Annotated in this window: 10 protein-coding genes and 1 tRNA gene; all 11 read left to right on the top strand. The window is 32.0% G+C overall.

Features of this window, described 5'->3' with window-relative positions; all coding sequences use genetic code 11:
* The first annotated feature begins 52 nt into the window (after positions 1 to 52).
* The 11 genes from CKV65_RS08215 to CKV65_RS08165 all read left to right on the top strand — a co-directional run bounded on the left by CKV65_RS08215 (position 53) and on the right by CKV65_RS08165 (position 13055).
* The gene (locus tag CKV65_RS08215; protein WP_027890203.1) at positions 53 to 1408 is read left to right on the top strand and encodes a cytochrome ubiquinol oxidase subunit I; all 1356 of its coding nucleotides are present in this window, start codon (positions 53 to 55) and stop codon (positions 1406 to 1408) included.
* The gene (cydB, locus tag CKV65_RS08210; protein WP_027890204.1) at positions 1408 to 2418 is read left to right on the top strand and encodes a cytochrome d ubiquinol oxidase subunit II; all 1011 of its coding nucleotides are present in this window, start codon (positions 1408 to 1410) and stop codon (positions 2416 to 2418) included. Before CKV65_RS08215 ends, cydB begins: the two co-directional genes overlap by 1 nt.
* Positions 2419 to 2420: 2 nt before the next feature.
* Positions 2421 to 4145, top strand: coding sequence for a thiol reductant ABC exporter subunit CydD (gene cydD / locus CKV65_RS08205; protein WP_027890205.1), 1725 nt, complete (start codon positions 2421 to 2423; stop codon positions 4143 to 4145).
* Positions 4135 to 5829, top strand: coding sequence for an amino acid ABC transporter ATP-binding/permease protein (locus CKV65_RS08200; RefSeq protein WP_027890206.1), 1695 nt, complete (start codon positions 4135 to 4137; stop codon positions 5827 to 5829). Before cydD ends, CKV65_RS08200 begins: the two co-directional genes overlap by 11 nt.
* Positions 5830 to 6053: 224 nt before the next feature.
* Positions 6054 to 7043, top strand: coding sequence for a UDP-glucose 4-epimerase GalE (galE, locus tag CKV65_RS08195; RefSeq protein WP_027890207.1), 990 nt, complete (start codon positions 6054 to 6056; stop codon positions 7041 to 7043).
* A gap of 41 nt (positions 7044 to 7084) precedes the next feature.
* Positions 7085 to 8581 (top strand): UDP-glucose--hexose-1-phosphate uridylyltransferase, encoded by a 1497-nt coding sequence (gene galT, locus CKV65_RS08190; protein WP_027890208.1) that lies wholly within the window; start codon positions 7085 to 7087, stop codon positions 8579 to 8581.
* Positions 8582 to 8805: 224 nt separating this feature from the next.
* Positions 8806 to 9840 (top strand): LacI family DNA-binding transcriptional regulator, encoded by a 1035-nt coding sequence (locus tag CKV65_RS08185; RefSeq protein ID WP_027890209.1) that lies wholly within the window; start codon positions 8806 to 8808, stop codon positions 9838 to 9840.
* A gap of 23 nt (positions 9841 to 9863) precedes the next feature.
* The gene (locus CKV65_RS08180) at positions 9864 to 10907 is read left to right on the top strand and encodes an aldose epimerase family protein (RefSeq protein WP_027890210.1); all 1044 of its coding nucleotides are present in this window, start codon (positions 9864 to 9866) and stop codon (positions 10905 to 10907) included.
* A 245-nt stretch (positions 10908 to 11152) separates the two neighbouring features.
* Entirely contained in the window at positions 11153 to 11392 is a 240-nt protein-coding gene (locus tag CKV65_RS08175) for a hypothetical protein (RefSeq protein ID WP_027890211.1), read from the top strand.
* 238 nt (positions 11393 to 11630) lie between these two features.
* Positions 11631 to 11720, top strand: a tRNA-Ser gene (locus CKV65_RS08170).
* Between the two features lie 72 nt (positions 11721 to 11792).
* Positions 11793 to 13055, top strand: coding sequence for a lipase family protein (locus tag CKV65_RS08165; RefSeq protein WP_027890212.1), 1263 nt, complete (start codon positions 11793 to 11795; stop codon positions 13053 to 13055).
* Positions 13056 to 13089: the final 34 nt, after the last annotated feature.

The raw sequence follows: 13089 nt of genomic DNA, 5'->3' as shown, positions 1-13089 counted from the left end.
TATTTTTAAATTATACTTAAAGTAAATATTTTATAATAAGGGAGGTTTATACATGGACGTTATAACTTTATCAAGGTTGCAATTCGCAATCACTACAATCTATCACTTTTTATTTGTTCCGATTTCTTTAGGTTTGTCAATCTTTATTGCTATAATGCAAACAATGTATCTGAAAACAGACAATATTGTGTATAAACGTTTGGCAAAATTTATCGGAAAATTATTCATCATTTCTTTTGCTATGGGTGTCGTAACTGGTATTGTACAAGAATTCCATTTTGGCATGAACTGGTCTGAATATTCACGTTTTATGGGGGATATTTTCGGTGCACCATTAGCATTAGAAGCATTGACTGCATTTTTCTTAGAATCCGTATTTTTAGGTGTGTGGATATTCGGTGAAGGTCGTTTGTCGAAAAAATTACATTGTTTGTCTATTTGGCTAGTAGCCTTTGGTAGTAATTTATCTGCATTTTGGATTTTAGTAGCAAATTCCTTTATGCAAAATCCAGTAGGCTATGCATTGCAAAATGGCAGAGCGGAAATGACAGACTTTTTGGCTTTGGTAACTAATCCGTATGTAGTAGGTCAATATGCACATACTGTTTTATCTGGTATTACAACGGCTGGTGTAATAGTCGTAGCTGTTGGTGCTTATAAAATTTTACGTGGTGAAAATATCGAAACCTTTAAAACTGGCATTAAAGCAGGTATCATCTATAGTTTAGTTGGTTTATTCCTCGTAATGGGCAGTGGTCATATGCAAGCGCAATTTATTGGTAAAAATGTACCAATGAAAATGGCTGCTATGGAAGCTTTATGGGAAACTCAAGACCCAGCACCATTTACTGTAATAGCTAATATCGATACAGAAAATAAAGTAAATCATGATGCAATCGAAATACCGTATTTGCTTTCGGGTATGATTTACAATGCACCAGCTGGTGAAGTAAAAGGCATCAATGAAATGCAAGAAACATTTATCGCTCAATATGGCTACGATGATTACATTCCAAATGTAGTTTTATTATTCTGGAGCTTTAGAATAATGATTATTTGCGGTGTAGCTATGATTGCTGCAATGTTCTTTGCGGGCTTTTTGCTCTACACAAAACGATTGGAAAATTGCCGTTGGTTTTTAAATTGCTTAGTATTGATGTTGCCACTTCCATTTATCGCTAATACTTTTGGTTGGATTATAACTGAAGCAGGTCGTCAGCCTTGGATGGTAGTAGGATTACAAAAAGTATCAGATGCAGTATCACAGAATATTACTGTTGGAGAAGTTTTGACAACTTTAATAGGTTTTACGCTTATTTATGCATTGCTTGCAATTGCAGCATTATTTATCGCAGTTAAATTTGTACGCAAAGATGCTCATAAACTGGACGAAGGAGGCGAAGCATGATGGATTTACAAATTGTATGGTTTATTTTAGTAACTGTTTTATTTGTAGGGTTCTTCTTCTTAGAAGGTTTTGATTATGGTGTTGGTACAATTTTGCCATTCTTTGGTAAAAATGATGTAGAACGTCGTATGCTGATAAATACTATTGGCCCTGTTTGGGACGGCAATGAAGTATGGATGATTACAGCAGGCGGCGCGATGTTTGCAGCTTTTCCTCATGTGTACGCTACTATGTTCAGTATGCTTTATATGGCATTGTTTTTAATGCTTTTAGGCTTAATTGTTCGCGGTGTAGCTTTTGAATTTAGAAGCAAACATGAATGTGGTACATGGCGAGCTTTATGGGACTGGATGATTTTTATTGGCAGTGCACTTCCAGCATTTTTATGGGGCGTTGCTGTTACAAACATGATGAAAGGCTTTGCCATCAATGGCGAAATGATTTATAAAGGCACATTTTGGGATTTGCTCTCTTTGTACACAATCATAGGTGGTATCACTTTCTTATTGGTATTTGCTTATCATGGAACAGTATTTTTAACACTTCGCCTTGCTGATACAAAGATGATTGAACGCTTGCGCAAATTATCTGTATGCCTTGGCGGTACAGCAGCAATTTTCTATGTACTCTGCATGATTTTCACTGTTATAGAAACAGATATGTGGAATAGTATAGTATCTGCTATCTTCATGATTTTAGCAGCGGTAGCATTTTTAGCTTCTATTGCATTAGTATACAAATCCGCTCAATATGCAAAAGGATTTATCTGTTCATCACTTGCTATAGTATTTACGACTATATCTGTATTCACAGGTTTATTCCCACGCATTTTGATTTCAACAATAAATCCAGATTGGAGTCTTACAATATACAATGCATCCTCCACTGAATATACATTGACTATAATGACGATTGCAGCTGTTTGTTTCGTGCCAATAGTTTTAATTTATCAGGGCTGGACATATTGGGTATTTAGAAAACGCATTACTCGTAAGGATTTGGAATATTAATTATGTTGGATAAAAATATTTTAAAAGATATTTTTCCATATAAGAAATCTTTAATTTTTATCATTCTTTCAAATATAATACAGGCAACTATGATTGTTTCTATTTCGTATATCATAGCGTATTTAGCCGATAAATTGCTTTTTGATGAATTAAATCATAGTGCAGCAACTCCATTTTTGGCGTTGCTGTTTTTCTTTTTTGTCGTAAAAGCTGTTTTAAATTATATCAATAGATTGAAATTGGAAGAAATATCTTTAAATTTACAAAGCAAATTGCGCTATAAATTATTGCAGGCTTTGGCTTTAGATTTTAAATCTATTCAAAGAAAACCCAAAGGGCAATGGTTGGCAATCATCACAAAAGGCGTGGATAAATTAGATGTGTATTTGACTTCGTTTATACCTCAGTTTGGATTATTAATCACTATCCCGTTAGTTTTGGTGATATTTACATTTATAAATGATTGGATATCCGGATTAATTTTCTTATTCACAGCACCATTAATTCCTTTTTTCATGATATTAATTGGCAAGATTGCCGATAAGGAAAATAAAAAGCAATGGCAAGTCTTTCAAAAATTAGCTGTGTATATGGCAGATTTATTGCCAGGTTTATTAGTTGTGAAAGCGTATAATCAGACGCAAAGACAATTAAAGCAAGTGGAAAAAAATGGTGAAAAATTTAGTGAAGCAACTCTAAAAGTACTGAAGATAGCGTTTATTTCTGCGTTTATGTTGGAATTTATCGCAACAATCAGCATAGCTATAATTGCTGTAAATATTGGGCTTCGTCTATTATATGGACAAGTTTCGTTTTTACCAGCCTTTTTTTGTTTGCTCGTAGCACCGCAATTTTATCAACCGTTTCGCCAATTTGGTTCAGCTTTTCATGAGGCTATGAATGGTATTGTAGCTAGTAGTGAAATTTATAAATTGATACAGGCTGCGCCTAATAATAAACAAAAGAATATTGTTTTAGAAATGGAAAAAGCACCGCAAATTATCTTTGAAAATGTGGATTTTTCATATAAAAATGATGAAAATGTGCTTAAAAATTTGAATTTCACGATAAAAGCAGGTTCACAAGTGGTATTGACTGGTGCAAATGGAGCGGGTAAATCAACGATATTTAAATTGTTGTTGAAGTTATTAGACGTTAAATCTGGCAAAATTTTAATTGATGGCAAAAATTTATATGATATAGATGAACAATCGTGGTTAAATAATATTGGCTGGGTAGCACAGGAACCGTATGTTTTTAAATCTAGTTTGCGTGAAAATATAACGCTGGGCAGAGCTTGTAGTAAAACGCAGTTAGAGCGAGTTACACAATTAGTAAATTTGACGGAATTTATAAAGAAGCAAGAGCATGGTTATGATAGTATTGTAGGTGGAGCTATAAATTTAAGTTCAGGACAAAAAAGAAGATTGGGATTAGCTAGAGCTTTATTGTGCAATCCTAAAGTTTTACTCTTAGATGAACCGATGGAAAATCTCGATAGTAAGAATGAAGAGTTGATAAAATCTGTCTTAGAAAAATTAAAGGGAAAAGTTACAGTGATAATAATTGCACATCGAAGACAGACAATTGAAGCTGCTGATAAAATAATAATTTTAGATAAAGGCACAATTAAAGAATATGGCAGTGCGGAAGAATTGAAAAAAACTAATTCATATTATCATCAGTTGCTCAATCGCTTGGAAGGAAATTTATTATATGATAAATGAAATTAAAACTATATCAAGACCAGTTATTTTCATTTTGAGTGTAGCTGTTTTAGTAGGGACTTTAGCAGGATTAAGTTCCATTAGTTTAATGGGTTTATCGGCATGGCTTATCGCTTCAGCTGCTTTGCAACCACCGTTATATGTCTTATCATTAGCCATTGTGGGTGTACGTTTTTGCGGTATAATGCGAGCTGTATTTCGCTATTTAGAAAGGTATTTGTCACATAAAGCAGGTTTTGTTTTATTCATGCGATTTCGCGTATTCATGCTAGCTAAAATAATAGCCGCATTGCCATTTAAGCGACAAAGTTCCAATGGTGATGTTTTCACTATCATTGTAGAAGCGATAGATAAAATAAGGGATAGTTTTTTACGATTTTTCTTGCCACCTATAACGGCTACACTGGGCTGTTTTATAGTCATGATATGGAGCGGTTTTTATAGCGTTTTACTGCTTTGCATACTGTTTGTAGCGTGGCTTGTTTTTGTAGTAATAATGCCGATGATTGTTTGGCGACTCTATCAAAAAAAATCTGATAATGATTTAATATTAGCAGAAAGTGTTTTAGAATTTTATGATGGCAGTAAAGAATTATATGCTTATAATTATATAGAAGGTAAATTGAAAAATACACAACAGGCGATAAACGATTATCAAGATTATCGCAAGGAACATTTCATCTTAAAAAGCAAGGTGGAATTATCTTGTGAAATCTTATTAGGTTTATTTATTGTTTTAGTTTTAAGTTTGTTGATTTCTTTTATAAATGATGGGCAAATCACTGCTGTTATGGCAATTACTTTTTTATTGACAATACAGTCTGTTTTGGAAATTTTGGCGGCAATACCATCATTGATGGAACATTTAGATGAAGCTAAACGAAGCTGGTTGAGTTTAAAATCCTTTATAAATAAACCGAAAATACAATCGAAAATAAATAGTAACATTTATTTAAAAGATGATGATGCTATATTAAATGTTGTTAATATAAATTTTGGTTACAATGAAATATTGTGTAAAGATATGAGTTTTTATTTATATAAAGGACAAAAAACGTTGCTTGTTGGCAGTAGTGGTTGTGGTAAATCTACATTGTTTTATGTGCTTACTAGATTGTTAGATGTTTTTTCAGGTGATATGTATTTGCAGGGAAAAAGTTATACGCAATGGGATAAAGAAGATTGGCGAAACCATTTTGCACCATCTTTTCAAGAACATCATATCTTTAATATATCTATCCGAGATAATTTTAAGATATTTTATCCCGATATCAGTGATGAAGAAATATGGCAGGCTTTGGATAAAGTGCAATTTACAGCTTTTGTACAACAGTATGGTTTAGATTATGTGTTGGAAAGCGATGGCACAAATTTATCTGGTGGACAAAAACATCGTTTACAGCTCGCAATGTGTTTAGCACGGAAAAAAGATATAATTTTACTTGATGAACCAACAGCGGGACTAGACATCGTGTCAGCACATAAATTTTTAAATCGATTGATTACAATAGATAAAGAAAGTGCAATATTAGTAGCTTCACATGATTTAAGTATAGTAGATTATTTCGATAATATTATAATCATGGAAGAGCAACATATAATTGAACAAGGAAAAATAAAAAGCTTAATGCAAGATGAACAAAGTCAGTTGTTTAAGTTGATGAAGTACAATAATTTGATTTAATTAAAAGGATATATTTACTATATCCTTTTTTTATATCATTAAAAAATAAATTGTTAAGATAAAAATATAGATGTTGAAAAAATGTAAATTGTATATAATATTGTAAATAAAATAATTTTAAAAAGTATTGCTTTATTTTAGGGTTTGATGTATAATGAGATTAGAAAACGTTTACTAATTTTTCATTTTATATATATTTATTCATATTTTAAGGAGGATTTAAAATGGCAATTTTGGTATGTGGCGGAGCAGGTTATATCGGCTCTCATATGGTTTACACATTGATTAATAATGGTGAAGATGTAGTAGTAATCGATAATCTGCAGACAGGTCATCGTGCTTCCGTTCATGAAAAAGCTAAATTTTACGAAGGCGATATTCGTAATACAGCTGACCTTGATAAAGTTTTTACAGAAAATGATATTGAAGCTGTAATTCATTTTGCTGCAAATTCTCTCGTTGGCGAAAGCATGCAAGTTCCTTTAAAATATTTCAACAATAATACTTGCGGTATGGAAACATTACTTGAAGCTATGGTTAAATATGATGTTAAGAAAATCGTATTTTCTTCTACAGCTGCAACTTATGGCGAACCAAAACGCGTACCTATCTTGGAAACGGACGAAACAAATCCTACTAATCCATACGGTGAATCCAAACGTATGATGGAAAAAATGATGAAATGGGTAGACATGGCTAACGGCGTTAAATATGTATCTTTACGTTATTTCAACGTAGCAGGTGCTATTGAAGATGGTCATATCGGTGAAGCTCATACAACAGAAACTCACCTCATTCCTATTATTTTACAAGTACCTCTCGGAAAACGTGACCATATTACTGTATTTGGTACAGATTATCCAACTCCAGATGGAACTTGCATTCGTGACTATGTTCATGTAATGGATTTAGCAGATGCACATATGAAAGCTCTCAACTACTTACGTCAAGGCAATGAAAGCAGCATCTTCAACCTCGGTACAGGTGAAGGCTTTTCTGTAAAAGAAATGATTGATGCAGCTGAAAAAGCTACTGGCTTAAAAATCAAAGTTGAATACGGTCAGCGCCGTGCAGGGGACCCAGCTCGTCTTATTGCTTCCAGTGAAAAAGCTCAAAAAATCCTTGATTGGCATCCTAAATACACTAGCATGGAAGATATCATTAAAACAGCATGGAAATGGCATCAAACTCATCCAAACGGATATGAAGACTAATTGTAATGGTATGATGATTTAATAAAGGGGTTATTTGAGAAATGGATATGAATTTAGAAATAAATCGTCTTTTGAATTTTTCCCTGCAACAAGGACTTATTGCTGAAGAAGATAAGAATTATTGTGCAAATTTATTGCTTGATTTACTCCAAGTTGATGAATTTGAATTAGTTGAAGTAAATGAAACATTACCTATTGCACATGAAATCTTAGAAAATATGCTTGATTATGCAGTAGAAAAAGGTTTATGCGAAGATACTGTGGCACAGCGTGATTTATTCGATACACGCATTATGAATTGTGTAATGCCACGTCCATCTGAAGTAATAAAGAAATTTAAAGCTTTATATGAAAAATCTCCTGTACAAGCAACAGATTATTTTTATAAAACTAATATTGCTTCCAATTATATTCGTAAAGACCGCATTGATAAGAATGTTATTTGGAAGACATCAACTGAATATGGCGATTTAGATGTTACTATCAACTTGTCTAAACCAGAAAAAGACCCAAGAGATATAGCTAAAGCAAAATTGGTTAAATCTTCTTCTTATCCAAAATGCTTACTTTGCCGTGAAAATGAAGGCTATGCAGGTAATGCAAACCATCCAGCACGTCAAACAATTCGCTTAATTCCTATGAATTTCGAAGGTCATAAATGGTTCATGCAGTATTCACCATATACTTACTACAATGAACATTGCATTTTATTAAATAGTCAGCACGTTCCAATGAAAATTTGCCGTGCTACATTTGAAAACCTCTTAAACTTTGTGGATTATCTTCCACATTATTTCTTAGGTTCTAATGCAGACTTACCAATCGTTGGTGGTTCAATTTTATCACATGACCATTATCAGGGCGGTCACTATACTTTTGCTATGGAAAAAGCTCCAGTAGAAGAAACATATACTATTGATGGTTTTGAAAATGTTTCTGTAGGCAGAGTAAAATGGCCTATGTCTGTAATTCGTGCAGCAAGCTCTAATAAACAAGACTTAATTGAATTTGCAGTACATGTATTAGACGCATGGAGAGGTTATTCCGATGCTTCTGTAGATGTTTTAGCAGAAAGCGATGGACAGCCACATAATACAATTACACCGATTGCTCGTATTCGCGACGGTAAATATGAATTGGATTTAGTTTTACGTAATAATCGTACTACAGAACAGTATCCACTCGGTATTTTCCATCCACATGATGAAGTACATCATATCAAAAAAGAAAATATCGGCTTAATTGAAGTTATGGGTCTTGCTGTACTTCCAGCTCGTTTAAAAGATGAATTAGCAAAAGTAAAAGACTACTTCATCGCTAGAAAAGAAGATATCAGTGATGATGAACAAGTAGCGAAACATGCTGATTGGTACAAACAACTTTTAAGCAAATACAAAGACATCAAAAATGATGAAGTTGAAGATATGCTTAAATTTGAAGTTGGTAAAATCTTTATGGAAGTATTGTTGCATGCAGGCGTATTTAAACGCAATATCCAAGGCATTGAAGCATTCAACAAATTTGTAAAGACTTTATAATAAAGTAAAAATAATATATGCCATCTATGTTTATATAGATGGCGTACATTTTGCTTGAAAATATACTGAAAATATTGAAATAATATAACTGTAGCTATATTGACTAAAATTTTAAACGTAAAAAATAAGGAGTCAGTGTATTTATTAGTACATCGCAAGTTATGATTTAGATGAAATAGTATATAATGTAAATAAATTTTATTAAATACAAGGATTTGAGAAAGATGAAATCAATTACTATTATTGATGTAGCTAAAAAGGCACAAGTTTCGGTGGCTACAGTTTCGCGTGTAGTAAATGGAAATTATCCTGTTAAAGATTCTACACGTCGTAAGGTTCTTGATGCTATTAAGGAATTAAAGTATATACCAAATATACAAGCTCGAGAATTGAATACACAACATTCTTCAATAATAGGCATAATTTTGCCAAGTTTATTCAATACATTTTTTGCAGAGGTAATAAATGGGATAGAAAGTTTTACTGCAACGAGTGGTTATTCTTTATTACTTACGTATACAAAGGATAATCCTATCAGTGAAAAAAAGTGTATGAATGAATTGTTGATGCGCAATGTATCAGGAATAATAAATATTAGCCCAAATACGGAAAAAGTGGCAAGTGATTTTTTTGACCAGATTGCAGAGCGCATACCAATGGTATTCATCAATTCATATATTAAAAGACCAGCAATTTCTTATGTAAATAATGATGAACGCATTGGAACTAAAATAGCATTGGAATATTTGATTTCTTTAGGACATAGAAATATATGTTTTATTCGAGGTGACCGTAGTGATTCCTATGAATTTAAACAGGATATATATGAAGAAGTAATGAAGAAATTAAATAATTTCAAAGAAGAATATGTTTTAAATATTGGAGCAGGAAACAGTATTGAAACTGTAGAATTGGCTGCGAACAAAATTATGGAGACATTAAAAGAACATAAAGAAATTACAGCTATTTTTAGTTGTAATGATTTAATGGGAATTGGTGCAGTAAATGGTTGCCATAGATTAGGTGTAAATGTACCGAAAGATGTATCTATAATGGGTTTTGATAATGTGTTTCTTAGCCATTTTATAGAACCGAAACTTACAACAATGGATCAAAATATGATGACTTTAGGTTGGACTGCAGCTAGTTTGTTGATGGAAAAAATTGCTAATGATAATAAAACGAGTCGTCAAGTTGTGTTACAAAATACATTAGTCTTACGTGATACAACAGCCCCTTGTAGAGATTTAAAAAAATAATAAGTAAAAAGGAAGTAAGAAATATGGCAGTAACAAAAAGCGATTTTGGTGTAACATCAAAGGGCGAAAAAGTTTATAGTTTTAAAATTGAAAATGCTAAAGGTGAATATGTAAATATCATCAATTATGGTTGTGTAATTCAAGCAATCGTTGTGGAAGGAAAAGATGGAAAACTTCATGATGTTGTTTTGGGTTATGATGATGTAGCAGGTTATGAAAATGGAACATTTTTCTATGGTGCATTTATCGGACGTTGTGGCAATCGTATAGCTGATGGTAAATTCACTTTAAATGGTAAGGAATATCAATTGGAAATAAATAATGCACCAAACCATTTACATGGTGGTTCTGCTGGTTTTAATACAAAAGTTTATAGCGATTTCACTGTTGGCGAAAATAGTGTATCTTTAAGACGTACTTCTCCAGATGGTGAAGCTAATTATCCAGGCAACTTAGATGTTGAAGTTACTTATAGTTTTGATGATGATGCTTGCCTTAGAATTGACTATAAAGCAAAAACAGATGCTGATACAGTAGTAAATCTTACAAATCACAGCTATTTTAACTTAGATGGTGAAGGTGAAGGCACGGTTTATGACCAAATTTTAAAACTTAATTGTCCAGCAATGGTTCCAATTAATGAAAATTTAATTCCTACAGGAGAAATTCATACAATTCAAAAAGGTGAAGCTTTTGATTTTAGTGAAGGCAAAAAAATCGGTCAGGATATAGATAAAGCAGATAAACAGCTTGAAATTGCAGCAGGTTATGACCATACTGTACTTTTACCTGAACATGAAGGTCTTTATACATTTGCTGAAGCAAAATCTGAAAAAACAGGTATTACATTAAAAGCAGCAACTACACTTCCTGGTGCTCAGCTTTATTCTGCTAATTTCCTTGAAGGCAAACCTGGTAAAAAAGGTCATATTTATGTAAGACGTGGTGCATTCTGTTTAGAAACTCAATATGTACCAAATGCTGTAAATTGTGATAAATTCGATTCCCCTGTACTTAAAGCAGGACAAGAAAGACATACAGTTACAACTTATACTTTTGGTAAATGATGATAAAAAAGCAGACTATTATATAATATAGATAGTCTGCTTTTTGTGTTTTATACAGAAATTTCAAGGGATTTTTACGCAATTTTCATGTATAAACTATACAATTTTACATTTATGTTATATAATAATAGTGAAATTAAGTTATATTGTAGCATTTATTTTAGCACAGATATGCAGTACAGAAATACAATAGTGTTCTGTAAGAACAGCTTTCTTATCACAAAAAATATATGAGGTGATAGTAAATGGCTATAAAAAGAGTTGAAGTAGACCGTCGAGATTGTCAATTATACCGCAACTATTTAAAGAGAGGAGGCTTCATCTCCGCAAGTTATTTATCCGTTAGTGGACTAGATGCCGTTAGATTAAAAAAATTGGCTGTTCAAGGAAAATTAGATGCTGTAAGATGTGCTATAGGTAAGTCTGTAAGATGGTATTATTCCGAAAAACAGGCTGAGCTTGCTCATTTACGCGGAGAAGCATAAAATGCATATTATTTTTTATTAGTAGGCTGTTTTTATGATAAAATAAAAACAGTCTATTTTTTGTCATTTAATAGTTATAAACTAATAGATTTAGAAATAAAATCTTCAATAATATAATAAAATAAAAAATATAGCGCATTTAATATAAATTTTTTAAAATAAAGTGTTGACATATGATAATTGTTCTGGTATTATATATTTCTGTCAGTAACAATAAAATATTGTTTAGAGAGCACATGGAGAGTTGTCCGAGTGGTTGAAGGAGCACGCCTGGAAAGCGTGTATACGGGTTCCCGTATCGAGGGTTCAAATCCCTCACTCTCCGCCATAAAGATGATAAGTAGCAGGATTTTGATTGTACAAAATCCTGTTTTTTGTTATATAAGCAAAAGGAGTTTGTATGCAGCGAATATTTAAATCTTGTGTATTGGTTGTTATTATGTGTATTTTTTTTACTAATTATGTATTTGGTGCTAATAAGATAGAAAATGTACAACATGAAATAAAAGTGGAAGATGTTTCCATGCGATATTTAGCTGCATGGACAGCACTTGCTGTATATAACGATAAGTTATCTTTATTAGCTCGTAATATTTTACAGGAAAATGGCTGGCAAATAGATATTATCAATAAAGAAATAGAAAAATCGGATATAAAATTATTGTTGGCAGAAAAGCAATTAGATAATGAAGAAATATATTTTTTATCTATCAGTGGTACAGTTAGTTGGAAGGATATACAGACCGATTTAGCTGTTGAAAGTGTAGCTTTTAGTGAATTTGATGATAAGTCTTTAGTACATAAGGGCTTTATGCAATATGTACAAGATGGTTTCTTTACAGAAAAAATAAATGAAGATAAAACTTTAGGCGAAGATTTAGTAGAGAAATTAAAAGCCGATAAGTCGCGCAAATTGTATATCACAGGTCATAGTTTAGGTGGGGCGGTAGCTGAATTATTAGCTGCACGACTCAGTGATATGGGAATTGATAAAAATCAATTAAAAGTGATTACTTTTGGTGCGCCTGCTGTGGGAAATCAGTATTTTGTCGATAAATACGCTACTAAATTGGATTTGACGAGGATTACCATGAAAGGCGACCCCGTTAAAAATTTAACTCAAATAGCTAATAGTAAGTTTGTACAATTTGACACTAATATACAATGGGAATTGCCATTGATAGAAAAAGATAAATTTGCTCATAATATGTTACTTTATTTTGACAAAGCTATGCGTGATTATTATGATGTAACACAATTATATAGTAGGGAAAATACAAGTTTATTAAATGAAGTAGATTATGTAATAAGTATTGATATTGATTTTCCAGAAGAAATATATAATGAAGAAAAGTATATACGATTGGTATTGATGGATAAATTAAAAAATAATGGAAAAAGTTATTTATTTATAGAAGGAAATCAAGAACAAGCCTTTGTTAAAGCTAAAAATTTAAATGTTAAAAATGTAGTGATTTACAAATTTGGAGCAACAAAGCAACGAGAAAACACTTCTAATAAAAGATATTATATTGATGAAATGAAATATGTATATGATAAAAATGGCAATTTAATAAATGGCTTTAATGCTGGTACTGACACAAATGAGATGACAGTAGTTCAAGCTGCATTGTATACAGATTATAAAATCGATGATATGTAAAAGAAAAGGATTGTAATAACTTGAAAATTTATTT

Origin of the sequence: Megamonas hypermegale (assembly GCF_900187035.1) — a bacterium.
Classification (GTDB): domain Bacteria; phylum Bacillota; class Negativicutes; order Selenomonadales; family Selenomonadaceae; genus Megamonas; species Megamonas hypermegale.
The sequence above is the reverse complement of the archived record's forward strand: the minus strand, read 5'-3'. Positions and strand labels throughout refer to the sequence as shown.